The organism is Klebsiella quasipneumoniae subsp. quasipneumoniae, from assembly GCF_020525925.1.
Classification (GTDB): Bacteria; Pseudomonadota; Gammaproteobacteria; order Enterobacterales; family Enterobacteriaceae; genus Klebsiella; species Klebsiella quasipneumoniae.
This window is the reverse complement of the sequence record NZ_CP084876.1, coordinates 1,222,023-1,245,762: the sequence shown is the minus strand read 5'-3', so window position 1 is coordinate 1,245,762 and position 23,740 is coordinate 1,222,023. Positions and strand designations below refer to the sequence as shown.

The following is a 23,740-nucleotide window of genomic DNA, read 5'->3' as shown; positions in this document are numbered from 1 at the left end:
AGGTATGCTGGATTCACCAAGACGGGAAAGACAAGAGGTAAAATTTATGACAATGAACATTACCAGTAAACAAATGGAAATTACTCCGGCAATCCGCCAGCATGTCGCAGACCGTCTCGCCAAACTGGATAAGTGGCAAACTCATTTAATTAACCCGCACATCATTCTGTCTAAGGAGCCGCAGGGTTTTATCGCTGACGCAACCATCAACACGCCAAACGGCCATCTGGTTGCCAGTGCGCGTCATGAAGATATGTACGCCGCCATTAACGAATTGATCAACAAGCTGGAACGGCAGCTCAATAAAGTGCAACACAAAGGGGAAGCCCGCCGCGCCGCGACGTCGGTGAAAGAGGCAGGCTTTGTGGAAGAAGAAGAGTAATCCTTAACTTAAGTTGTGTCATGCCACGCGCCTTCGGGCGCGTTTTTTATTGACAGAGTGAAAACAGTACAGGTACTGTAATCCCCACTACTTAAAGGAATTCATCATGAAACTCGTCCCGTTCTTCTTCGCATTCTTTTTTACCTTCCCCTGACCGGGAGGCAATTCGTCGTATAAGAAAGAATGCGAAGACGAACAATAAGGCCTCCCACCCGGGAGGCCTTTTTTATTTGATAACAACAAAGGCAACATCTATGACCGAGGAAAACCCATTACTGGCGCTGCGCGACAAGATAAGCGCGCTGGATGAGAAACTGCTTGCTCTGCTGGCGGAGCGTCGCGGGCTGGCTGTTGAGGTTGGTAAAGCCAAACTGGCCTCACATCGTCCGGTGCGTGATATTGACCGCGAACGCGATCTGCTGGAGCGTCTGATGACCCTCGGCAAGCGTCATAATCTGGATGCACACTACATCACCCGCCTGTTCCAGCTGATTATCGAAGACTCTGTTCTGACCCAGCAAACCCTGTTGCAGCAGCACTTGAATAAAATTAACCCGCATTCGGCTCGCGTGGCGTTCCTCGGTCCCAAAGGTTCTTATTCGCATCTGGCGGCGCGTCAGTACGCCGCTCGCCACTTTGAGCAGTTTATTGAAAGCGGCTGCGCGAAGTTCGCCGATATTTTTAATCAGGTGGAGACCGGTCAGGCCGATTACGCCGTAGTGCCGATTGAAAACACCAGCTCCGGCGGGATCAACGACGTCTACGATCTGCTGCAGCACACCAGCCTGTCGATCGTTGGCGAACTGACGATCCCTATCGATCATTGCGTACTGGTCAGCACCTCGACGGATGCCGATAAAATTCAGACCGTCTACAGCCATCCGCAGCCGTTCCAGCAGTGTAGCCAGTATCTGAGCCGCTACCCGCACTGGAAGATTGAATATACCGAGAGCACCTCAGCGGCGATGGAAAAAGTCGCGCAGGCGAACTCCCCGGCCGTCGCGGCACTGGGCAGCGAAGCGGGCGGCGCCCTGTACGGTCTGCAGGTGCTGGAGCACTGCCAGGCCAACCAGACGCAGAATATTACGCGCTTCCTCGTTCTGGCGCGCAAAGCGGTGAACGTCTCCGATCAGGTTCCGGCGAAGACCACGCTGTTAATGGCGACCGGTCAGCAGGCGGGCGCCCTGGTGGAGGCCTTACTGGTGCTGCGCAATCACAATCTGATCATGACCAAACTGGAGTCTCGCCCAATCCATGGCAATCCATGGGAAGAGATGTTTTATCTCGATATTCAGGCAAACCTGGACTCGCTGCCCATGCGCAAGGCGCTGAAGGAGCTGGCGGAGATCACCCGCTCCATGAAGGTTCTCGGTTGCTACCCCAGCGAAAACGTCGTGCCGGTGGATCCGGTTTAGCGTTCGCGGAACGGCAATTTCTTCATCCCTGCCACCGCCACCGGCAGGGTGAAGATAGCGCCGGACAGCGGATACTGCGCCAGCTCATCGTCCGCCATGTTTTCCCGGGTGGTGGTGATGTAGAGCGTTTTCATATCCGCCCCGCCAAAGCAGACCATCGTCGGGCAACGTACCGGCATCGGGTAGGACTCCAGCTCCTCACCCTGCGGAGAGAAACGAGCGATCCGCCAGCCGTCAAACATTGCGCTCCAGTAACATCCCTCCACGTCAATCGCCGCCCCGTCCGGGATCCCTTCGCCCGGCAGAAAACGGCGAAAGACTTCGCGCCGGCCAGGCTCACCCTGCTCATCCAGCGGCGTACGGTAAATCACGGCGTTCGGCGTATCGGAGGTATACATCCAGCGCCGGTCGGCGCTAAACGCCAGACCGTTGGCGCCATGGATGTCGCACTGGATCACCGTCGGCTTCAGGTCGTTATCGACCCGCATCAGCAGCGCGCCGTTGTAATCCCCCGGGCCCCAGAAGGTGCCGGCATAAAAGCGCCCGTCGCGATCGGTCCCGCCGTCGTTAAACCGCGCCAGTTCCGGGTTGCTCGGGTTATCGCAGACTTTCCGCCGCAGCAGACCGTGGGCGTCGGTCAGCCAGATACCGCTGCGCAATGCAACGATAAAACCGCCCTTCTCGCGCAGCGAAAAACAGCCGACCTCCTCCGGAAACTGCAGCACCTGGTGTTCGCCGCTGCGGGTATCGTAGCGGTGAATTTCACATTCCATGATATCGGCCCAGTAGAGGGCCTGCTCTGCCTCACTCCAGGTCGGGCATTCCGGCAGGTATCCGGTGTAGTCAAACAGCGGTTGTGGTTCAGCCATCGTTGTCATCCCTATAAAAAAAGCCAGCGGTCGCTGGCTTTATTGTATACATCTTTTTCGCTTTACTGCCGATTATCGTTCGCCTGACGCAGCAGCGTGCGGCTCTCGCTCTGGAAACGCTGGGCGTAATCGCCAAACCAGTGTTCGACTTTACGGAAGCTATCGATAAACGCCTGCTTATCGCCCTGCTCCAGCAGACCGATCGCCTCGCCAAACCGCTGGTAGTAGCGCTTAATCAGCGCCAGGTTGTTTTCCGAGGACATAATAATGTCGGCGTAGAGCTGCGGATCCTGGGCAAACAGACGGCCCACCATCGCCAGCTCCAGCCGGTAAATGGGTGACGAGAGCGCCAGCAACTGCTCAAGGCGCACATTCTCTTCCGCCAGATGCAGACCATAGGCGAAGGTGGCAAAGTGGCGCAGCGCCTGAATAAAGGCCATGTTCTGATCGTGCTCCACCGCGCTGATGCGATGCAGGCGCGCGCCCCAGACCTGAATTTGCTCGAGGAACCACTGATAGGCCTCCGGCTGGCGGCCATCGCAATAGACCACCACCTGCTTGGCAAGGCTGCCGCTGTCCGGACCGAACATCGGGTGCAGGCCGAGTACCGGGCCCTGATGCGCCGCCAGCATCGCCTGCAGCGGCTCTGCTTTAACCGAGGCAAGGTCGACCAGAATGCAATCCGCCGGCAGCGGCGGCAGCCTGGCGATCGTCTCCACGGTGGTGTGAATCGGCACGCTGACAATGACCATACCGGCATCAGCGACGATATCCGTCGCCCGCGCCCAGTCCTCTTTTTCCAGAATGCGCACCTGGTAGCCGGACAGCGTTAACATCTTCTCAAACAGACGCCCCATCTGCCCGCCGCCGCCGACGATCACCACCGGCCGCAGATTCGGGTAAAGGGTTTTAAAGCCTTTGTCGTTTTCGCTGGAATAGGATTCCCGCATCACGCGACGCAGAACGTCCTCGATCAGATCCGGCGGAACGCCGAGCGCAGCCGCCTCTTCACGCCGGGAGGCGAGCATCGCCGCCTCGCGTTCCGGGACGTAAATCGGCAGGCCATACTGGCTCTTCACCTCGCCGACTTCGGCCACCAGTTCCAGGCGCTTAGCCAGCAGGCTAAGCAACGCTTTATCCACTTCATCAATTTGATCGCGTAACGCGGTCAGTTCAGCAACCATACTTTCCTCTTACACCAAACGGGCCGCCAGGTGGCCGCGGAGATCCTTATCCAGTTCACGCAGCAGCGCATCGGTGGTTTCCCAGCTGATGCAGGCATCCGTTACCGAAACGCCGTATTTCATCGCCTCACGCGGCTGTTCAGAGGACTGATTGCCCTCGTGGATATTACTCTCGATCATCAGGCCGATAATGGAGCGATTGCCATCTTTGATCTGCGCGACAACGGATTCAGCCACGGCCGGCTGGCGACGGAAATCTTTATTGGAGTTCCCATGACTGCAATCTACCATCAGCGACGGCTTCAGTCCCGCCTGCGCCATCTCTTTTTCACATTTCTCCACATCTTCCGGACCGTAGTTCGGCGCCTTACCGCCGCGGAGGATCACATGGCCGTTCGGGTTACCCTGCGTTTGCAGCAGGCAGACCTGCCCGGCCTGGTTGATACCGACGAAGCGGTGCGGCATCGCCGCGGCGCGCATAGCGTTGATAGCCGTGGCCAGGCTACCGTCGGTGCCATTTTTAAAGCCTACCGGCATGGAAAGACCAGAGGCCATTTCGCGGTGCGTCTGAGATTCCGTGGTTCGCGCGCCGATGGCGGACCAGCTGAACAGATCCCCAAGGTACTGCGGGCTGTTGGGATCCAGCGCTTCCGTCGCCAGCGGCAGTCCCATATTCACAAGCTCGACCAGCAGACGACGCGCAATCTTCAGGCCGCCTTCAACATCAAACGAACCATCCATATGCGGATCGTTAATCAGCCCCTTCCAGCCGACGGTGGTACGGGGTTTTTCAAAATAGACGCGCATCACCAGGTAGAGGCTATCGCTGACCTCTGCGGCAAGGGCTTTAAACCGACGAGCATATTCGATCGCCGCTTCCGGATCGTGAATGGAGCAAGGACCGCAGACCACCAGCAGGCGCGGATCGCGACCGGCGATGATATTGGAGATGGTTTCACGGGCGTGCGCGATCTGCGCTTCCTGTTCAACGCTCAGGGGGAATTCCGCCTTCAGTTGCTCCGGGGTCATTAATACATGTTCGTCGGTAATATGTACGTTGTTCAGCGCGTCTTTTTGCATGATTGCGATCCTGTGTAGCTCGTTTGCGATAAGGGTTGCCTCAGCGGGCATGACGTAACGATACCATACGAAGTAAAGAATTCAATCCATATTCCGTAAATTTTACTTTACAGCGATAAATTAATTGGCCCTTACCACGCCATTAACCGTACAATAATATTTACAGATGGTGAAATCGCGCCAAAATTGCTCGCCAGCGCCATCGGCATTACGAAAAATCCTGGTGAGATTTGTCCCAAAGCAAAGGGCGCATCTAATGACGGGTTTTGCTATCAGTGGTATTCTTCGCCGGGCATCGGCAGCGGCTATTCCCGCGCTATGGCGAATTTGACGGAAGCGTTAATGACAGTATTACACCGTCTTTTATTGACTGTATTTTTTCTCATCGCGGTATCTCCTGTTTTTGCTGCCGGACCTTCAGAACATGTTCGCGCTATTGTTTCCGGGATCGTGACCTACACCCGTTGGCCGTCATTAACAGGGGCGCCGAAGCTATGCATTTTTGCCTCATCACGCTTCACCCATAGCCTGGCTCATGAAGCGCCGGATGCATTGCCTTATCAACCGGTGATAGTACGTAATAGTGAAGAAGCGTTAAAAACGACCTGCGATGGTTTTTATTTTGGCAGCGAAACGCCGACCCAACAGTCGGAATTAACTCGCCGCTATGGCTCGAGGCCGCTGTTACTCATCGCAGAACAAAATACGGATTGCTCAATTGGTAGCGCGTTTTGCCTGATCATCAACGACGACAGGGTCCGCTTCTCCGTTAATCTGGACGTTCTGACGCACAGCGGGGTTCGGGTTAACCCGGACGTCCTGATGCTTGCCCGGAAGAAACCACATGAATAAGGACTTTTCACAGACATCGCGCCCGACGTTCAAACGCGCGCTGCGTCGCATTAGCGTGATAAGCGTGGTGATCTCCATGACGCTGGTCTGGCTGCTGCTGAGCACGGCCTCTATTTTCACGCTCAAGCAGTACGCGCAGAAAAATCTTGAGCTCACTGCCGCGACCATGGGCCGCAGCCTCGAAGCCGCCCTGGTGTTTGGCGACAGCGCGGCAGCAGAGGAGACCCTCGCTTCGCTGGGGAAGCAAGGGCAGATTTCCCAGGCGATCGTGCTCAACGGCCAGAAGCAGCACTTCGCCGCCTGGCGCCACGAACCGCTGGCCAACAAAGAACAAGTGAGCGGTCTTATCAGTAAATGGCTGTTTCCGGAGCCCACGGTGCAGCCCATCTGGCACCAGGGGAAACAAATCGGCGAGCTGCGACTGACCGCGCTGGATGAACTGATTAGCCACTTTCTCGGCATCTCGATTCTGGTACTGACCGGCAGCATTCTGCTCGCCTCATTCATCGGCCTGCTGCTGACCCACTCCCTGCACCGGGGGATCGTCGCCGCCCTGCAGAGCATCACCGAGGTCGTGCATGATATTCGCGAAAACCGCCACTTCTCCCGGCGGGTGCCGGAGGAGCGTATCGAGGAGTTCCATCTGTTTGCCCAGGACTTTAACAGTCTGCTGGGGGAGATGGAGGACTGGCAGCGCCAGTTGCAGGCCAAAAATGCTCAGCTGTTGCGCAGCTCGTTACACGATCCGTTGACCGGCCTGGCTAACCGCGCCGCCTTTCGCAACGCGCTCGCCGAGCTGATGAAAAATGAAGTGGATCACCAGACCTCAGCGTTACTGTTTCTTGATGGCGATAACTTCAAATTGATCAATGACAACTGGGGACATGCGGCGGGCGATAAAGTGCTGATGGAAGTCGCCAGCCGCCTGATGACTTTCGCCGGTAAACGCCATCTGGCGTGGCGTCTTGGCGGCGATGAGTTTGCCGTTCTGCTGCGCGAGGTGCGCTCGGAAGCAGAAGTCCAGGCCCTGTGCCAGGCGCTGTCAGAACAATTTCTTCCGCCATTCAACCTGCACAATGGCCATAGCGCCACGCTCTCGTTGAGCGTCGGTTATGCCCTGGCGTGGGAACACGCCACGGCGGAATCACTGCAAGAACTTGCCGATCAGAATATGTATCGGATGAAAAACCAACGTATCCAGCAGATGCTGAAATAATAAAGGACGCATTATGATCAGGAAATATTTCGCCCCCGCCCTGATGGCGGCGGCGCTTTTGACAGGTTGCCAGGCTCCTCAGGGAAAATTTACCCCTGAGCAGGTGGCGGCGATGAAATCTTATGGCTTCACTGAAAGCAATGGTGATTGGTCCCTGGGCTTATCCGATAGCATCCTGTTTGACAAGAATGACTACCGACTACGTCCCGACAGCCGCCAGCAGATCACCCAAATGGCCTCGCGGCTGGCGACAACCGGGATTACACATAGCCGCCTTGAAGGCCACACCGATAATTATGGTGAGGATAGTTATAACGAAGCCCTGTCGCTTAAGCGGGCCAACAGCGTAGCCGATGCCTGGGCGGAAGGCGCCCATATCCCGCGCAGTAATTTAGTCACCCGCGGCCTTGGCAAAAAATACCCGATCGCCAGCAACGATACCGCGGCCGGGCGCGCTGAAAACCGCCGGGTCACGGTGGTCATCAGCACGCCGTAGACGTCCGCTTAATCGCTGGACTTCGCTATCCTCATTGCCGTTGCCGCGCGCCAGCGCAGGTAGTCAACGGCAATGAACAGCACCAGGCTGATCCCCATCAACGGCATGGCCAGCCCCAGGGCTAACGCTATCCCCAGCACCAGCCCACGGGCAGGCCAGGCGAGCGACAGCCATGCCTGCAGCAGGGAAAGCGCCGGATCCCAGAGGGCCTGTGGCGGACGGCGTATCCACCACAGCCGGTACCCCACGCCGATGGTTACGCACAGCGCGCAGCCAAACCCCACCAGCAGCAGCTGATTCGCCAGACCAAAGAGGATCCCCATATGGAAATCGACGCCCCAGCGGGTAAGCTTCGCCATCAGCGGAAAGTCGGCAAAATGGGTGCGATCCACCACCTGCATCGAGGCGCCATCGATCGCCACCGCGTCCACCTGCGTCGGCCAGCGGCGGTCGATCTCATTCACCGTCCAGGCGCGTTCGTCTGACACCGGCGGACGGATCTCCAGCCGGCTGGCGTTCAGCCCCGCCTGACGGGCCACCGCCAGCGCCTGGTCAAACTGCGCTGGCTGATGCTGGTTCATGGCCATCGCCTCCCTATGATGCCCGGCATGGGGATCGTGCGCCATCGGCGCCTCACCGTGCAGCAGGGTATTGACCTGCGGCGTCCACCAGCCGAAAGCCGCCCGCATTTTATCCACGTTGCCGCCGGCCCATTGCGACCAGGTCAGGCCGGTGGCGGAGAAGAGCAGCATGCCCAGCAGTAAGCACCAGCCCAGCGTCACGTGCAGCCGACGATGATTCTGCAGGGCGTTATTGAGCCGCCGTTTTGGACGCGTCATCGCCCACAGGGCAATGCCCCCCAGCGCGGCCACCCACATCCATGAGGCAGCCAGTTCGCTGTAGAGCCGCCCGCTGTCGCCCAGCAGCAGCGAACGATGCGCATAGTCAATCCACTGCCGCAGCGGCAGGATGCCGCTGGTGCCGTAGACCGTCATATCGCCCTTCACCCGCAGCGCGATCGGATCGACAAAAATGGCCCGGGATTCCGACTCCCCGAGACTCGGATCGGCAAACATAATGCGGGTGGTCTCGCCCACCGCGGGGGCCGGACGTACCGCCAGCAGCCGCAGATTACCCTGGGTCGCTTCTTCTGCCACCGCAATCTGGGCGCTGAGCGGCTGCGGGGTGCCTTCGGGAAGGCCATACAGCGCATCGTGATAGAGCCAGTTTTCCAGCTGCGGCGTCGCCACGTACAGCGTGCCGGTCAGGGCAGCGACAAAGATAAACGGTCCGATAAACAGCCCGATATAGAAATGGAGGCGACGCAGCAGGTTCAGCCATGCCGCGCGCGAGGTGCAGGTTGTCATACTTTTCCTTTTTCAAAGCAAAAAGAGGTCGTTGCGCAGTGCGCAGATTCATTTTTATTAAAGGGAAAAAGCAGACAGCCGCGGCGGGGCGCGGGTTTCGGGGTAAAGCCAGGGAAAGTAACGCCAGTGTTTTAATACCGGCCGAGAAGCCGGCAGGCGAATGCGCCGCAGGAGCATGGCGACGAACAGCGCCAGCGCGAAAAGCAGACCCGGGACATGGGCTAACAGCACGCAATAGCCACACGCTTCGGCATGATCCAGCGGCAGTTCGTGTCCGGTATGCGTAGCGCCGTCTGCGCTATGCGTCGTCGCCATCTCGTGGCCAGGCATCTGCGCCATACTCGCTGGCGAGCTGTCCATCATCATGGCGTGGTGCATGCCGGGCATGGCGCTCATGGGGTCTTTTTGCAGGGAGACGGAGATCAGGGGAGCCACGACGATCAGCAGGATCGCCAACAGCGCCAGCCAGGCGGCTCGCCGTTTAGGTGTCGTTTGCTGAAAACTGTTGCTGACCACCGCCCCTCCGAATAGAGGGCGTATTGTAAATGATTTACATCACGATGGTTACAACAAAGATAAAAAAAGGGCCGGCCCTGAGGCCAGCCCTTTTTGTAAGGATGTCGCGAAAGCGAATCTTAGTTAAGACGCTCTTTGATACGAGCAGACTTACCAGTGCGCTCACGCAGGTAGTACAGTTTAGCTTTACGTACAGCACCACGACGTTTAACAGCAATGCTGTCAACTACCGGAGAGTGAGTCTGGAAGACACGCTCAACGCCTTCGCCGTTGGAAATTTTGCGAACAGTGAATGCAGAGTGCAGACCGCGGTTACGAATAGCGATAACCACGCCCTCGAATGCCTGCAGACGTTTTTTGGAACCTTCAACAACCCATACTTTCACTTCCACGGTATCACCCGGACGGAAGGAAGGTACGTCCTGCTTCATCTGTTCTTGTTCAAGTTGCTTAATAATGTTGCTCATAATTTAATCTCTTATCCTGGGTAAACTGATATTGGGGGCTCACGCCTGCCCATCATGTTTATGCTGCTGTTGCGCGTGTTCAGTTTTGAACTCCGCCAGCAGCTTTGCTTGCTCTTCAGTCAGAGCCAGGTTTTCCAGAAGTTCAGGTCTTCTAAGCCAGGTTCGGCCCAGCGACTGCTTCAGACGCCAGCGACGTATCTCAGCATGGTTTCCCGACAGCAATACTGGCGGTACTTCCATCTCTTCTAACACTTCAGGACGGGTATAGTGGGGACAATCCAGCAACCCATCAGCAAAGGAATCTTCCGTTGCTGATGCTTCATGGCCCAGTACCCCCGGAATGAACCGGGAAACGGAGTCAATCAGCGTCATTGCCGGTAACTCGCCACCGCTGAGAACGTAATCGCCGATTGACCATTCTTCGTCAATTTCGGTTTGGATTACGCGCTCGTCTATCCCTTCGTAGCGACCGCACACCAGAATCAGTTTCTGATTCGTTGCCAGTTCGCTGACGCCCGCTTGATCAAGCTTGCGTCCCTGAGGTGACAGATAAATCACCTTCGCGCCTTCACCTGCCGCGGCTTTTGCTGCATGAATGGCATCCCGTAAGGGTTGCACCATCATTAGCATCCCCGGTCCGCCGCCGTAAGGACGATCGTCCACGGTACGGTGCCGGTCATGCGTGAAGTCGCGAGGACTCCAGCTTTCGATGCTCAGCAGGCCATTTTTTACTGCCCGGCCAGTTACCCCGTAATCGGTAATTGCGCGGAACATTTCAGGAAACAGGCTAATTATGCCAATCCACATAGCGCCGTCTTTTACCGTTTATCCGGAGAATTTAAAAACCAGGATCCCAATCTACTTCGATAGTACGCGTAGTGAGATCGACTTTCTTGATAACCTGCCCATCGAGGAACGGAACCAACCGCTCCTTGATACCAAATGCATCTTTCAGGTTTGCCTTGATGACGAGCACGTCATTAGACCCGGTTTCCATCATATCGATGACTTTACCGAGGCTATAGCCTTCCGTTGTCACTACCTGGCAGCCCATCAGGTCTTTCCAGTAGTAGTCACCCTCTTCCAGCTCCGGCAACTGCGATGAATCCACGATAATTTCGCAATTAGTCAGTAGATTCGCGGCATCACGATCGTCAACGCCTTTCAGCTTGATGATGATGTCCTGATTGTGGTGGCGCCAGCTTTCCAGCTCAACGACCTGCCACTGACCCGCCTTCTGGATTAACCAGGGCTGATAGTCAAAAATGCTTTCGGCGTCTTCGGTGGAGGAAAACACTCTGAGCCAACCACGGATACCGTAGGAAGAACCCATTTTCCCCAATACGATCGGATCAACAGGTGCTTGTGCGGTGTGTTGCTTGCTCATCATGACCACCGTGACAGATTAAGCTGCTTTGTTAGCGGCTTTGATCAGCGCGGCAACGCGATCGGAAACAGTAGCGCCCTGGCCAACCCAGTGAGCGATACGATCCAGATCCAGGCGAGTCTCTTCTTCCGCACCGTTAGCGATCGGGTTGAAGAAACCAACGCGCTCGATGAAGCGACCGTTGCGTGCATTACGGCTGTCGGTGACAACAACCTGGTAGAACGGACGCTTTTTAGCGCCGTGACGTGCTAAACGAATAGTTACCATAACATCCTCTTGTGTGAATAAAACAACCGGGCCCCATCGAGGAACGGAGCCCGGTGTCATATTAAAAGCCCGAAAATTTTACTGATTTCTGGGGAAAATGCAATCAGCAGTTGATAAGTCTGCTGTAAAAGGCCGTCGGCGGTGCAGTCAGTTCGCTGCCGGCGTGCGCGCAGCCACCGGAACGTACACGTAGTACGTGAGGATGGCGAGCACACCCCGGTGGCGAAATGGCAAACAAGCCAGGCCGATTAGCGGCCCGGGAAGCCTGGCGGCATCATCCCTTTCATGCCACGCATCATCTTCATCATGCCGCCTTTCGACTTCATCTTCTTCATCATGCGCTGCATGTCGTCGAACTGCTTGAGCAGACGGTTCACATCCTGCACCTGCATCCCGCAGCCGGCGGCGATACGGCGCTTACGTGAACCTTTGATGATTTCCGGCTTGGCGCGCTCTTTCAGGGTCATCGAGTTGATGATCGCCTCCATACGCACCAGCACTTTGTCATCCATTTGCGCTTTCACGTTGTCCGGGATCTGGCCCATACCCGGCAGCTTGCCCATCAGGCTGGCCATGCCGCCCATGTTTTTCATCTGGCGCAGCTGCTCAAGGAAGTCGGTGAGATCGAAACCGTCGCCTTTCTTCAGCTTGGAGGCCAGCTTCTCGGCCTGCGCGCGGTCGACTTTGCTCTCGATATCTTCGATCAGCGACAGCACGTCGCCCATGCCGAGGATGCGAGAGGCGACGCGGTCCGGATGGAACGGCTCCAGCGCTTCGGTTTTCTCGCCGACGCCGAGGAATTTAATCGGCTTGCCGGTAATATGGCGAATCGACAGCGCCGCGCCGCCGCGGGCGTCGCCGTCCACTTTGGTCAGCACCACGCCGGTCAGCGGCAGCGCTTCGTTAAAGGCTTTGGCGGTATTCGCCGCATCCTGGCCGGTCATCGCATCGACGACGAACAGGGTTTCAACCGGATTAATGGCGGCGTGGACGTGCTTAATTTCGTCCATCATCGCTTCGTCAACGTGCAGACGACCGGCGGTATCCACCAGCAGCACGTCGTAGAATTTGAGCTTCGCTTCTTTCAGCGCCGCGTTGACGATATCAACCGGCTTCTGGCCGACGTCGGACGGGAAGAAGTCGACGCCGACCTGCTCGGCCAGGGTCTCCAGCTGTTTGATCGCCGCCGGGCGGTAAACGTCCGCGGAAACCACCAGCACTTTCTTCTTGTGCTTCTCGCGCAGGAATTTCCCCAGCTTACCGACGCTGGTGGTTTTACCGGCGCCCTGCAGGCCCGCCATCAGCACCACCGCCGGCGGCTGCGCCGCCAGGTCGAGGGTCTGGTTCTCTTCGCCCATCGCCGCCACCAGCTCGTTGCGGACGATTTTGACGAACTCCTGACCCGGGGTCAGGCTTTTATTGACTTCATGGCCGACCGCGCTCTCTTTGACGCGGCTGATGAAATCACGTACCACCGGAAGCGCAACGTCCGCTTCCAGCAGCGCCATGCGCACTTCGCGCAGGGTGTCTTTAATATTGTCTTCTGTAAGGCGTCCGCGGCCGCTAATGTTGCGCAGCGTACGCGACAAACGATCGGTTAAATTATCAAACATTGTCTCTCGCCTGAGGTGGAAACGGTCGGTCGCCGCAGCGACACACAAAACGAATGTGGCGGAGTATAACACGACATCAATCTGAATGTGCTGCAACGGTTGGAGCAGAGGCCTGCTGACGTTATACTGCTTCTCTTTCTTATTTATCCAACAGCCGACACCTATGCCTGTTTTTGCTCTACTCGCCCTTGTCGCCTACTCCGTCAGCCTCGCGCTGATTATCCCCGGCTTGCTGCAAAAAAACAGCAGCTGGCGGCGAATGGCGATTTTATCAGCGACTATCGCGTTGATCTGCCATGCTTTTGCGCTGGAAGCACGGATATTCCCCGGCGGCGAGAGCGGGCAAAACCTCAGCTTACTGAACGTCGGGTCGCTGGTGAGCCTGATGATCTGTACGGTCATGACTATCGTGGCCTCGCGCAATCGCGGCTGGCTGCTGCTGCCTATCGTCTATGCCTTCGCGCTGATCAATCTGGCCTTCGCCACCTTCGTGCCTAACGAATATATCACCCACCTGGAAACCACCCCGGGGATGCTGGTGCATATCGGCCTGTCGCTCTTCTCCTACGCCACGCTGATCATTGCCGCGCTGTATGCGCTACAGCTGGCGTGGATCGACTACCAGTTAAAGAACAAAAAGCTGGCCTTCAGTAGCGAAATGCCGCCGCTGATGAGCATTGAGCGCAAAATGTTCCACATCACCCAGGTCGGCGTGGTGCTGCTGACCCTGACGCTGTGTAGCGGTCTGTTCTATATGCACAATCTGTTCAGCAGCGAAAACATTGATAAAGCGGTGCTGTCGATTATTGCGTGGTTCGTCTATATCGTCCTGCTGTGGGGCCACTATCATGAAGGGTGGCGCGGACGTCGTGTGGTCTGGTTCAGCGTCGCTGGCGCCGGTCTGCTGACGCTGGCCTATTTTGGTAGCCGCGTGCTGCAACAGTTCGTGAGCTAAGTCTTTTAAGGAATCCTACGTGGAACATATCTCCACCACCACGCTGATCATAACGCTGATCGTCATGGTGATTATCTCTGCCTATTTCTCCGGCTCCGAAACCGGCATGATGACGCTGAACCGCTACCGGCTGCGTCATATGGCGAAACAAGGCAACCGCCCCGCCAAGCGCGTGGAGAAGCTGCTGCGCAAGCCGGACCGCCTGATTAGCCTTGTGCTCATCGGCAATAACCTCGTCAACATTCTCGCCTCGGCGCTGGGCACCATCGTCGGCATGCGCCTCTACGGCGATGCCGGCGTCGCGATCGCCACCGGCGTGCTCACCTTTGTGGTGCTGGTGTTTGCCGAAGTCCTGCCGAAAACCATCGCCGCCCTCTATCCGGAAAAGGTCGCCTACCCCAGCAGCTTCCTGTTGGCGCCCCTGCAGGTGCTGATGATGCCCCTGGTGTGGCTGCTGAATACCATCACCCGCATGCTGATGCGCATGATGGGCATCCGCACCGATACCGTCATCAGCAGCGCCCTGAGTAAAGATGAACTGCGCACGATTGTGAATGAATCCCGTTCACAAATCTCACGACGCAATCAGGATATGCTGCTGTCGGTGCTGGACCTGGAGAAGGTCAGCGTTAACGACATCATGGTGCCGCGCAATGAGATTGTCGGCATCGACATCAATGACGACTGGAAATCTATCGTCCGCCAGCTGACCCACTCCCCACACGGCCGCATTGTGCTCTACCGCGATTCGCTGGACGATGCCATCAGCATGCTGCGCGTCCGTGAAGCCTACCGCCTGATGACGGAGAAGAAAGAGTTCACAAAAGAGATCATGCTGCGGGCGGCAGATGAGATCTACTTTGTTCCGGAAGGGACGCCGCTCAGCACCCAGCTGGTGAAATTTCAGCGCAATAAAAAGAAAGTCGGCCTGGTGGTTAATGAATACGGCGATATTCAGGGGCTGGTTACTGTAGAAGATATTCTTGAAGAGATTGTCGGCGACTTCACCACCTCCATGTCACCCACCCTGGCGGAGGAGGTGACCCCGCTCAACGACGGTACGGTGATAATCGACGGCAGCGCCAACGTTCGCGAGATCAACAAAGCGTTCAACTGGAACCTGCCGGAAGATGAAGCGCGCACCATCAACGGCATCATCCTTGAAGCGCTGGAAGAGATCCCGGTCCCGGGCACCCGCGTGCGCATTGAGCAGTATGATATTGATATCCTCGACGTGCAGGACAACATGATCAAACAGGTGAAAGTGATGCCGGTGAAATCATTACGCGAGAGCGTCGCGGAGTAGCGCGAGCGAAGGAATTAACATCACGGTGGGCTGGGGCCCGCCGTTTTTTTTCTCGCGCCGGGAGCGATGGCATAAAAAACGGCCGCCCGCGGGCAGCCGTTGAGCAAGGCAGCAAACGTTATTTCGCTTTTGCTACCGTCACCATCGCGGCGCGAATGGTGCGGCCGTTCAGGGTGTAACCTTTCTGCATCACGGCCAGCACGTTGCCCGCCGCCACGTCTTCAGACTCGACCATCGCAATGGCCTGGTGGACGTTCGGATCCAGCGGAACGTTGGTGTCGGCGATCACTTCCACGCCAAACTTACGCACTACGTCCAGCATAGATTTGAGGGTCAGTTCGATCCCTTCCACCATCGGCGCCAGCTCCGGGTTAGCCTTGTCGGCCACTTCCAGCGCGCGGTCCAGGCTGTCGATCACCGGCAGCAGTTCATTGACGAATTTTTCCAGCGCGAATTTGTGCGCTTTCTCGATATCCTGCTCGGTACGACGACGCAGGTTATCTTCGTCGGCTTTGGCACGCAGCATCACTTCACGTTCACGTTTCTGCGCTTCAGCCAGCTGGGCTTCCAGATTCGCAATTTTTTCATCGCGCGGATCCACCTGCTCAGCCGAAACTTCAGGCTCTACCGCCTCAACGTCGTCGTGCTGCTCCGTGATAATTTCTTCCGGGGCTTGCCCCTCAGGCGTTTTCTGTTCTTTACTACTCATGAATTTCTCCGCGTTTTTTTCGCATTCATCTCGCTAACTTCGCTTATTATGGGGATCAGTTTCCGGGTTTCAAGGGAAGCGGACAGATTGTCACTATTTCATTTAACGCAAGGACATCCAGATCATGAAGAACCATTTCAAGTGTATCGGCATTGTGGGACATCCTCGTCACCCCACCGCCCTGACCACACATGAAATGCTCTGGCGCTGGCTGTGCAGCAAAGGGTATGAAGTGCTGGTTGAACAGCAGATCGCCCATGAACTCCAGCTCAGCAACGTGAAAACCGGCACGCTGGCGGAGATTGGCCAACAGGCCGACCTCGCGGTGGTCGTGGGCGGCGACGGCAATATGCTCGGCGCGGCGCGGACTCTGGCCCGTTATGACATTAACGTCATCGGCATTAACCGCGGCAACCTCGGCTTTCTCACCGACCTGGACCCGGACAACGCCCTGCAGCAGCTCGCCGACGTGCTGGAAGGCCACTACATCGCCGAGAAACGCTTTCTGCTGGAAGCCCAGGTGTGCCAGCAGGATTGCCAGAAACGCATCAGCACCGCCATCAACGAAGTGGTGCTGCACCCCGGCAAAGTGGCGCATATGATTGAGTTCGAAGTCTATATCGATGAAGTCTTCGCCTTCTCCCAGCGCTCCGATGGTCTGATTATCTCCACTCCGACCGGCTCAACAGCCTATTCGCTGTCGGCCGGCGGCCCGATCCTCACCCCGTCGCTGGACGCCATCACCCTGGTGCCGATGTTCCCGCACACCCTCTCGGCGCGACCGCTGGTGATCAACGGCGACAGCACCATCCGCCTGCGCTTCTCTCACCGCTGCAGCGATCTGGAGATCAGCTGCGACAGTCAGATTGCCCTGCCGATCCAGGATGGCGAAGATGTCCTCATCCGCCGCTGCGATTACCACCTCAATCTGATTCATCCCAAAGACTACAGCTATTTCAATACATTAAGCACCAAGCTCGGCTGGTCGAAAAAATTGTTCTGATTTACATCGCTGCCTCTTTACTGGATAAAAAACCAGTCTATACTGTACGAAAACACAGTATTGGTTTTTCATACAGGAAGGCAGCTATGTTGGCGCAACTCACCATCAGTAATTTTGCTATCGTTCGTGAACTGGAAATTGATTTCCACAGCGGTATGACCGCCATCACCGGGGAAACCGGCGCCGGGAAATCCATTGCCATCGACGCGCTGGGGCTGTGCCTCGGCGGCAGAGCGGAAGCCGACATGGTGCGTCGCGGCGCCACCCGTGCCGACCTGTGCGCGCGCTTCGCGCTGAAAGATACCCCGGCCGCCCAGCGCTGGCTGGAAGAGAACCAGCTGGAGAGCGGGCGTGAGTGTTTACTTCGCCGGGTGATCAGCGCCGACGGCCGCTCGCGCGGCTTCATCAACGGCACCGCCGTCCCGCTCTCGCAGCTGCGCGAGCTGGGCCAGCTGCTGATCCAGATCCACGGCCAGCATGCGCACCAGCTGTTGACCAAACCCGAACACCAGAAAACGCTGCTCGACGGCTATACCGGTGAGTATGCGCTCACTCAGCGCATGGCAGAGCACTATCGCCAGTGGCACCAGAGCTGCCGCGAGCTGGCCCAGCATCAGCAGCAGAGCCAGGAGCGCGCCGCCCGCGCCGATCTGCTGCAGTACCAGCTTAAAGAGCTGAACGAATTTAACCCGCTGGCGGGAGAGTTTGAGCAGATTGACGAAGAGTACAAACGCCTGGCCAACAGCGGTCAGCTGCTCAGCACCTGTCAGCACGCCCTGACGGTACTGGCGGACGGCGAAGAAGCCAACCTGCAGAGCCAGCTTTATACCGCGAAGCAGCTGGTCAGCGAGCTGGTGGGTATGGACAGCAAGCTTTCCGGCGTGCTGGATATGCTGGAAGAGGCGGCCATTCAGCTCAGCGAGGCCAGCGATGAGCTGCGCCACTATCACGACCGTCTGGACCTCGATCCTAATCGTCTGTTCGAACTTGAGCAGCGGATTTCCCGGCAAATCGCGCTGGCGCGTAAACACCAGGTGATGCCGGAAGATCTGCCGGCGGTTTATCAGGCGATGCTCGAAGAGCAGCGCCTGCTGGACGACAGCGCCGGCTCGCTGGAATCCCTCAGCCAGCAGGTGGTCGAACATCATCAGCAGGCGCTGGAGACCGCGCGCCAGCTGCACGCCCTGCGCCAGGCCAGCGCCGACGAGCTAACCCAGCTTATCACCGAGAGTATGCACTCACTTTCGATGCCGCACGGGGTCTTCGCGATTGAGGTCGCTTTCGATGAACGCCATCTCACCGCCGACGGCGCCGATCATATTGAGTTCCGCGTCACCACTAACCCGGGGCAGCCGCTGCAGCCGATCGCGAAAGTGGCCTCTGGCGGCGAATTGTCGCGTATTGCGCTGGCGATTCAGGTGATCACCGCGCGTAAAATGGAAACCCCGGCGCTGATCTTCGACGAAGTGGACGTCGGCATCAGCGGCCCGACCGCGGCGGTGGTCGGCAAGCTGCTGCGCCAGCTGGGCGAGTCCACGCAGGTGATGTGCGTTACCCACCTGCCGCAGGTCGCAGGCTGCGGCCACCATCATTTCTTTGTCTGCAAAGAGACCGATGGCGAGATGACCGAAACCCATATGCAGCCGCTGGATAAGCGTGCTCGTCTGCAGGAGCTGGCTCGCCTGCTGGGCGGCAGCGAGGTCACGCGCAACACCCTGGCGAACGCGAAAGAGTTGCTTGCGGCGTAAACTTTTTGATTTTCACAGGGTCATAGTGAACAGCAAATTGCCTGCTGACCGCAGCCGGAGGTTTCCATCGGCGCGAAGGTCTATTATTATCGGCATATTACAGATGAGCCACGTACTGCTCGGGCCCAAAAAGGAATCAAATCACTATGCGCTGTAAAACGCTGACTGCTGCCGCAGCGGTTCTTCTTATGTTGACCGCAGGCTGTTCCACTCTGGAACGAGTGGTTTACCGTCCTGACATCAACCAGGGTAACTATCTGGCACCTAACGATGTAGCAAAAATTCGTGTCGGTATGACGCAACAGCAGGTTGCTTATGCTCTCGGAACGCCAATGATGTCGGATCCGTTCGGCACCAACACCTGGTTCTATGTATTCCGTCAGGAGCCGGGCCACGAGAAAGTGACTCAGCAGACCCTGACCCTGACCTTCAACAATGGCGGCGTGTTAACCAACATTGATAACAAGCCCGCGCTGACCAGTCAGTAAGGCCCGGAAAAGCAAAAAGCGCTCAATGAGCGCTTTTTTTATGGCCGATAGCGGGTCTGCTGCTGCGGTTTACTTCGCGGCGTTTTTCTCCGCCCGCTGGCGACGCAGCTCTTTCGGATCTGCGATCAGCGGGCGATAGATTTCCACCCGGTCGCCGTCATGGACTTCGTCGTGCAGCTTAACCGGACGACTGTAAATACCCAGCTTGTTTTTCGCCAGATCGATGTCATCACGCAGCGCCAGCAGGCCGCTGGCGATAATCGCCTGCTCGACCGTCGCCCCCTCGTCCAGAGTGACCCGCTGCAGGTACTGCTTTTCAGGCAGCGCGTAAGCGACCTCAACACGAATATTAGCTGGCACTGTAGACCTCTTTGGCGCGCGAAGTGAACGCCTGCACCATGTTGGCGGCCAGTTCCTTAAAGACCCGGCCAAAGGCCATCTCAATCAGCTTATTGGTAAACTCAAAATCGAGATGGAACTCGATTTTGCACGCCTCCGGGCTCAGCGGAATAAACTTCCAGCCGCCAATCAGCTTCTTGAACGGGCCATCCACCAGGCTCATCAAAATGCTCTGGTTGCTGGTCAGTGTATTCCGGGTCGTGAAGGTCTTACTGATGCCGGCTTTGGACACATCAACCGCCGCCGTCATTTGCGTCGGCCCGAATTCCAGCACGCGGCTACCGGTGCAGCCTGGCAGAAAATCAGGATAGGACTTCACATCGTTTACCAGTTGATACATCTGTTCCGCGCTGAAAGGCACCAGCGCAGTACGGCTAATCTGAGGCATAGCAGGTTCCACATTTAAACACAGTGCAAATAATATCATTTATCTGCTGCTAAAAAAAACGCTGTGCCGCAACTCGTGCTAAGATGCGCAGTACACCTCGCAGGATGCGATCGAGGTAACTGTGTATAAGACGATGACTTCAGGACATTATGACTAAGAAAAAAGCCCACAAACCTGGATCAGCCACCATTGCGCTGAATAAACGCGCCCGTCACGAATACTTTATCGAAGATGAATACGAGGCTGGTCTCGCCCTGCAGGGCTGGGAAGTCAAATCCCTGCGTGCAGGCAAAGCCAACATCGGCGATAGCTATGTCATCCTGAAGGATGGCGAAGCCTTCCTGTTCGGCGCCAACTTTACGCCCATGGCCGTGGCTTCCACCCACTATGTCTGCGACCCGACGCGTACCCGTAAGCTGCTGCTCAACCAGCGCGAACTCGACACGCTATACGGCCGCATTAACCGCGAAGGTTACACCGTTGTCGCCCTGTCGCTGTACTGGAAGAATGCCTGGTGCAAAGTGAAAATCGGCGTCGCCAAAGGTAAGAAACAGCATGACAAGCGTACCGATCTGAAAGATCGTGAATGGGCGCTGGATAAGGCGCGTATTATGAAGCACGCCGGACGCTAACCCCCTCCCCTGAGGGCCGGCTCTCGCTGGCCCTTACGCTATATCTTTGTTGATGCTGCTTTTTCGTCCACCCCTGCTGAAAGAATCCTGCGCTATGGGGCTGGTAACGACATTCACAAATCTGTTATACTTGACCTACACATTGGGGCTGATTCTGGATTCGACGGGATTTGCGAAACCCAAGGTGCATGCCGAGGGGCGGTTGGCCTCGTAAAAAGCCGCAAAAAATAGTCGCAAACGACGAAAACTACGCTTTAGCAGCTTAATAACCTGCTCTGAGCCCTCTCTCCCTAGCTTCCGCTCTTAAGACGGGGATCAAAGAGAGGTCAAACCCAAAAGAGATCGCGTGGATGCCCTGCCTGGGGTTGAAGCGTTAAATCTAATCAGGCTAGTTTGTTAGTGGCGTGTCTGTCCGCAGCTGGCAAGCGAATGTAAAGACTGACTAAGCATGTAGTGCCGAGGATGTAGGAATTTCGGACGCGGGTTCAACTCCCGCCAGCTCCACCAAAATTCTCCATCGGTGATTACCAGAGTCATCCGATGAAGTCCTAAGAGCCCGCACGGCGCAAGCCCTGCGGGCTTTTTTGTGTCCAGAATAGTCTACTGGGAATTGCTGAGAACCACTACTTATGGCCCCCTTTTTGGGACCCATTGCAAAGGGTCCAAAAACTGAGGGTCCCAAAATAGCAAAACTCGCTAAGAAACTCACAGACACTGAAATCAAAAACACAAAACCTGCAGACAAAGAAATCAATCTATTCGATGGCGATGGCCTAATGCTACGAATAGCCCCACTCTCAAAAGGGGGGAAGAAAAATTGGTATTTCAGATATGCAGTGCCAGTAACTAAAAAACGCACGAAGATGAGCCTTGGAACCTACCCTCACCTCACGTTAGCAAGAGCAAGGGCTTTACGTAATGAATATCTATCCTTGCTTGCTAATGGCACTGACCCTCAGATCCACAACACAGATAAAGCTAATGCTCTAAAAGATGCTACCGAACACACGCTCCAAGCAGTTGCTCGAAAGTGGTTGGATGAGAAGATTAAGACTTCCGGTATATCTAAAGACCACGCAGTTGACATCTGGCGTAGTCTTGAACGAAATATCTTCCCCGCTCTTGGAAATGTTCCAATAAAAGAGATCCGTCCTAAACTATTGAAGCAGCATCTTGATCCCATTGAGCAACGTGGTGTTCTCGAAACCTTACGCCGTATCATTTCCCGCCTGAACGAAATTTTCCGTTACGCCGCGACAGAAGAACTCATTGAATTCAATCCTGCTGATAACCTTGGCCAGCGCTTCAGCAAACCCAAAAACAAAACATGCCAGTCCTTCCCCCCAACGAGTTGCCAAGATTTATGGCTGCTCTAGCTAATGCCTCAGTCCGTCTGGAAACCCGTATGCTAATTGAGTGGCAATTGTTGACGTGGGTCCGTCCGGGGGAAGCTGTACGAGCTCGGTGGGCAGATATCGATATAGAGAACAAAATCTGGAACATCCCACCTGAATTTATGAAGATGAAACGTCCGCATAAAGTGCCTCTCAGCAAAGAAGCACTCCGTATACTCGAAAATATGCAGCCTATCAGCAGTCATCGTGAATGGGTATTCCCCAGCATAAAAACGCCACTGACCCATATACATGAGCAAACTGCTAATGCAGCACTAATCCGTATGGGGCTTGGCGGTGAACTGGTTGTGTAAGTATCCCGGTAAAGCGGACCATTCACATTTAGAGATCTTCCTGCATACTGATTATGTTCCTGGAGGAGATCGCCATGCGCAAAGCCCGATTCACCGAACACCAGATCATTGCCGTTCTGAAGTCCGTCGAAGCCGGACGCACCGTCAAAGATGTGTGCCGCGAAGCCGGGATTTCTGAGGCCTCGTACTACAACTGGAAAGCGAAGTTCGGCGGTATGGAAGCCTCTGATATCAAAAAGATGAAGGACCTCGAAGATGAAAACCGCCGGTTGAAACAGATGTTTGCGGACCTGAGCCTCGAGTGCCGCGCATTGAAAGACGTTATTGAAAAAAAGCTTTAAAACCAGCGATAAAGCGTGAGCTGGTCAGCTATCTGACCGCGCAGTTTGCCATGAGCTTACGTCAGGCATGCAGGATATTGTCGCTGAGCAGGACGGTATTTCGTTATCAGCCGGATACGCAACGTGATGAGCCAGTCATTATGGCGCTGACCGTGGCGGCTGAACGCTATCCGCGATACGGATTTAAAAAGCTTTTTCAGGTGCTGCGCAGGCAGGGCAAAAGCTGGAACCATAAGCGCGTTCACCGGATTTACTGCCTGCTGAAACTGAATTTTCGCCGTAAGGGAAAACAGCGCCTGCCAGTGCGCAATCCGGTTCCGCTGGTGACGCCAGAGGCGATGAACCAGAGCTGGTCCATCGATTTTATGCACGATGCGCTGGTGTGCGGCAGACGCTTCCGGACCTTCAACGTGGTGGATGATTTTAACCGCGAAGCACTGGCGATCGAAATTGACCTGAATATCCCGGCGCAGCGAGTCGTGAGAGTGCTGGACAGGATCGTGGCAAACCGCGGATATGCGCTAAAGATGCGGATGGATAACGGTCCGGAACTGGTCTCGCTGACGCTGGCACAATGGGCAGAAGAGCATGGTGTGATGCTGGAGTTTATCAGGCCCGGCAAGCCAACGCAGAATGCCTTTATCGAACGGTTCAACCGGACATACAGAACAGAAATACTGGATTTTTATCTGTTCAGAACACTGAATGAAGCACGGGAAATTACAGAGCGCTGGCTGGCTGAATATAACGGCGAGCGCCCCCACGAATCCCTGAATAACCTGACGCCGGAAGAATACCGGCTGATGGCTGAAACCCCGGAAATCTCAAAAAGTGCGTGGAACTAAAACGGGTGCGCTTACAGCCCCAAGACAGATCAATCAGAAACAGATAACAGAATTGATTTCTCTCCTAAAGACAATCAGCTTAAATCGTCAAAAATAAACATTGGCAA

At 56.0% G+C, this 23,740-nt stretch carries 26 protein-coding genes, 1 other RNA gene, 1 pseudogene and 1 other annotated feature; of the genes and pseudogenes, 15 read left to right on the top strand and 13 right to left on the bottom strand.

All coding sequences use genetic code 11. The annotated features are described in order from the left end of the window. Positions 1 to 46 precede the first annotated feature (46 nt). The 3 genes from raiA to pheA all read left to right on the top strand — a co-directional run bounded on the left by raiA (position 47) and on the right by pheA (position 1,797). Positions 47 to 382, top strand: coding sequence for a ribosome-associated translation inhibitor RaiA (raiA, locus tag LGM20_RS06235; protein ID WP_002914111.1), 336 nt, complete (start codon positions 47 to 49; stop codon positions 380 to 382). A gap of 105 nt (positions 383 to 487) precedes the next feature. Beyond that, positions 488 to 612 (top strand) — a sequence feature (Phe leader region). Beyond that, complete coding sequence (gene pheL / locus LGM20_RS06230; protein WP_100250063.1) at positions 489 to 536, top strand: pheA operon leader peptide PheL; 48 nt, start codon at positions 489 to 491, stop codon at positions 534 to 536. It overlaps the preceding feature by 48 nt. A 24-nt stretch (positions 613 to 636) precedes the next feature. After that, positions 637 to 1,797: a bifunctional chorismate mutase/prephenate dehydratase gene (gene pheA / locus LGM20_RS06225; protein ID WP_023290682.1), complete on the top strand. Its 1,161-nt coding sequence runs from the start codon at positions 637 to 639 to the stop codon at positions 1,795 to 1,797. Here pheA and LGM20_RS06220 read toward each other — a convergent pair. The 3 genes from LGM20_RS06220 to aroF form a co-directional block, all read right to left on the bottom strand. Next, positions 1,794 to 2,666, bottom strand: a complete 873-nt coding sequence (locus LGM20_RS06220; RefSeq protein ID WP_044524403.1) for an SMP-30/gluconolactonase/LRE family protein — start codon at positions 2,664 to 2,666, stop codon at positions 1,794 to 1,796. The two genes, pheA and LGM20_RS06220, sit on opposite strands and share 4 nt — an antisense overlap. Before the next feature lie 62 nt (positions 2,667 to 2,728). Next, positions 2,729 to 3,850, bottom strand: a complete 1,122-nt coding sequence (tyrA, locus tag LGM20_RS06215; protein WP_004206843.1) for a bifunctional chorismate mutase/prephenate dehydrogenase — start codon at positions 3,848 to 3,850, stop codon at positions 2,729 to 2,731. A 9-nt stretch (positions 3,851 to 3,859) separates the two neighbouring features. Then, positions 3,860 to 4,930 (bottom strand): 3-deoxy-7-phosphoheptulonate synthase AroF, encoded by a 1,071-nt coding sequence (gene aroF, locus LGM20_RS06210; protein ID WP_023290684.1) that lies wholly within the window; start codon positions 4,928 to 4,930, stop codon positions 3,860 to 3,862. A gap of 342 nt (positions 4,931 to 5,272) precedes the next feature. Here aroF and LGM20_RS06205 point away from each other — a divergent pair, with 342 nt between their 5' ends. The 3 genes from LGM20_RS06205 to LGM20_RS06195 are packed head-to-tail and all read left to right on the top strand — an operon-like array spanning position 5,273 to position 7,494. Then, positions 5,273 to 5,782, top strand: a complete 510-nt coding sequence (locus LGM20_RS06205; protein ID WP_023290685.1) for a regulatory sequestration protein YfiR — start codon at positions 5,273 to 5,275, stop codon at positions 5,780 to 5,782. Continuing rightward, a complete protein-coding gene (gene dgcN / locus LGM20_RS06200; protein ID WP_023290686.1) occupies positions 5,775 to 6,998 on the top strand; it encodes a diguanylate cyclase DgcN/YfiN in 1,224 nt (407 codons plus the stop codon). Before LGM20_RS06205 ends, dgcN begins: the two co-directional genes overlap by 8 nt. A gap of 13 nt (positions 6,999 to 7,011) precedes the next feature. After that, positions 7,012 to 7,494: an OmpA family protein gene (locus tag LGM20_RS06195; RefSeq protein WP_023290687.1), complete on the top strand. Its 483-nt coding sequence runs from the start codon at positions 7,012 to 7,014 to the stop codon at positions 7,492 to 7,494. 8 nt (positions 7,495 to 7,502) lie between these two features. Here the strand turns inward: LGM20_RS06195 and LGM20_RS06190 are convergent, their stop codons facing one another. The 7 genes from LGM20_RS06190 to ffh all read right to left on the bottom strand — a co-directional run bounded on the left by LGM20_RS06190 (position 7,503) and on the right by ffh (position 13,111). Further along, positions 7,503 to 8,861 (bottom strand): PepSY-associated TM helix domain-containing protein, encoded by a 1,359-nt coding sequence (locus LGM20_RS06190; protein ID WP_044524404.1) that lies wholly within the window; start codon positions 8,859 to 8,861, stop codon positions 7,503 to 7,505. A gap of 57 nt (positions 8,862 to 8,918) precedes the next feature. Beyond that, a complete protein-coding gene (locus LGM20_RS06185) occupies positions 8,919 to 9,377 on the bottom strand; it encodes a DUF2946 domain-containing protein (RefSeq protein WP_044524405.1) in 459 nt (152 codons plus the stop codon). A 119-nt stretch (positions 9,378 to 9,496) separates the two neighbouring features. Further along, on the bottom strand, positions 9,497 to 9,844 hold the full coding sequence (gene rplS / locus LGM20_RS06180; RefSeq protein WP_002914145.1) for a 50S ribosomal protein L19: 348 nt from the start codon (positions 9,842 to 9,844) through the stop codon (positions 9,497 to 9,499). A 39-nt stretch (positions 9,845 to 9,883) separates the two neighbouring features. Further along, entirely contained in the window at positions 9,884 to 10,651 is a 768-nt protein-coding gene (gene trmD / locus LGM20_RS06175) for a tRNA (guanosine(37)-N1)-methyltransferase TrmD (RefSeq protein ID WP_002914147.1), read from the bottom strand. Between the two features lie 31 nt (positions 10,652 to 10,682). Further along, a complete protein-coding gene (gene rimM / locus LGM20_RS06170; RefSeq protein WP_004150977.1) occupies positions 10,683 to 11,231 on the bottom strand; it encodes a ribosome maturation factor RimM in 549 nt (182 codons plus the stop codon). 18 nt (positions 11,232 to 11,249) lie between these two features. Continuing rightward, positions 11,250 to 11,498: a 30S ribosomal protein S16 gene (gene rpsP, locus LGM20_RS06165; RefSeq protein ID WP_002914149.1), complete on the bottom strand. Its 249-nt coding sequence runs from the start codon at positions 11,496 to 11,498 to the stop codon at positions 11,250 to 11,252. Between the two features lie 248 nt (positions 11,499 to 11,746). Then, positions 11,747 to 13,111, bottom strand: coding sequence for a signal recognition particle protein (gene ffh / locus LGM20_RS06160; RefSeq protein ID WP_002914152.1), 1,365 nt, complete (start codon positions 13,109 to 13,111; stop codon positions 11,747 to 11,749). Between the two features lie 163 nt (positions 13,112 to 13,274). Here ffh and LGM20_RS06155 point away from each other — a divergent pair, with 163 nt between their 5' ends. Together LGM20_RS06155 and LGM20_RS06150 are read left to right on the top strand one after the other, a co-directional pair. After that, positions 13,275 to 14,066: a cytochrome C assembly family protein gene (locus tag LGM20_RS06155; RefSeq protein ID WP_002914153.1), complete on the top strand. Its 792-nt coding sequence runs from the start codon at positions 13,275 to 13,277 to the stop codon at positions 14,064 to 14,066. Positions 14,067 to 14,085: 19 nt separating this feature from the next. Further along, the gene (locus LGM20_RS06150; RefSeq protein ID WP_023290690.1) at positions 14,086 to 15,372 is read left to right on the top strand and encodes an HlyC/CorC family transporter; all 1,287 of its coding nucleotides are present in this window, start codon (positions 14,086 to 14,088) and stop codon (positions 15,370 to 15,372) included. Positions 15,373 to 15,490: 118 nt separating this feature from the next. On the opposite strand, the gene grpE is transcribed toward LGM20_RS06150, so the two are convergent. Beyond that, positions 15,491 to 16,081 (bottom strand): nucleotide exchange factor GrpE, encoded by a 591-nt coding sequence (gene grpE / locus LGM20_RS06145; RefSeq protein WP_004174800.1) that lies wholly within the window; start codon positions 16,079 to 16,081, stop codon positions 15,491 to 15,493. 124 nt (positions 16,082 to 16,205) lie between these two features. On the opposite strand from grpE, the gene nadK reads away from it, so the two are divergent. From nadK to bamE, 3 genes are all read left to right on the top strand, one after another. Further along, positions 16,206 to 17,084, top strand: a complete 879-nt coding sequence (nadK, locus tag LGM20_RS06140) for an NAD(+) kinase (RefSeq protein ID WP_002914158.1) — start codon at positions 16,206 to 16,208, stop codon at positions 17,082 to 17,084. 86 nt (positions 17,085 to 17,170) lie between these two features. Continuing rightward, positions 17,171 to 18,832, top strand: coding sequence for a DNA repair protein RecN (gene recN / locus LGM20_RS06135; RefSeq protein WP_044524407.1), 1,662 nt, complete (start codon positions 17,171 to 17,173; stop codon positions 18,830 to 18,832). Positions 18,833 to 18,978: 146 nt separating this feature from the next. Next, the gene (gene bamE / locus LGM20_RS06130) at positions 18,979 to 19,320 is read left to right on the top strand and encodes an outer membrane protein assembly factor BamE (RefSeq protein WP_004206850.1); all 342 of its coding nucleotides are present in this window, start codon (positions 18,979 to 18,981) and stop codon (positions 19,318 to 19,320) included. Between the two features lie 69 nt (positions 19,321 to 19,389). Here bamE and LGM20_RS06125 read toward each other — a convergent pair whose 3' ends face one another. Then, positions 19,390 to 19,680 (bottom strand): RnfH family protein, encoded by a 291-nt coding sequence (locus LGM20_RS06125; RefSeq protein WP_004206851.1) that lies wholly within the window; start codon positions 19,678 to 19,680, stop codon positions 19,390 to 19,392. Further along, positions 19,670 to 20,107 carry a type II toxin-antitoxin system RatA family toxin gene (locus LGM20_RS06120; RefSeq protein WP_008806099.1) on the bottom strand — a complete coding sequence of 146 codons (438 nt, stop codon included), beginning with the start codon at positions 20,105 to 20,107 and terminating at the stop codon, positions 19,670 to 19,672. Before LGM20_RS06120 ends, LGM20_RS06125 begins: the two co-directional genes overlap by 11 nt. 149 nt (positions 20,108 to 20,256) lie before the next feature. On the opposite strand from LGM20_RS06120, the gene smpB reads away from it, so the two are divergent. From smpB to LGM20_RS06100, 4 genes and pseudogenes are all read left to right on the top strand, one after another. Next, entirely contained in the window at positions 20,257 to 20,739 is a 483-nt protein-coding gene (gene smpB, locus LGM20_RS06115; protein ID WP_002914164.1) for an SsrA-binding protein SmpB, read from the top strand. A 144-nt stretch (positions 20,740 to 20,883) separates the two neighbouring features. Continuing rightward, positions 20,884 to 21,246: a transfer-messenger RNA gene (gene ssrA / locus LGM20_RS06110) on the top strand. Between the two features lie 176 nt (positions 21,247 to 21,422). Next, positions 21,423 to 22,441 (top strand): annotated as a pseudogene (locus LGM20_RS06105) (integrase arm-type DNA-binding domain-containing protein); the annotation flags it as partial. Between the two features lie 80 nt (positions 22,442 to 22,521). After that, positions 22,522 to 23,633, top strand: a protein-coding gene (locus LGM20_RS06100) for an IS3 family transposase (protein WP_148673949.1) whose coding sequence is annotated in 2 segments (ribosomal slippage) — positions 22,522 to 22,783 and positions 22,783 to 23,633 — 1,113 coding nt in all. Because the reading frame shifts where the segments join, the coding sequence is not laid out codon by codon here. Positions 23,634 to 23,740: the final 107 nt, after the last annotated feature.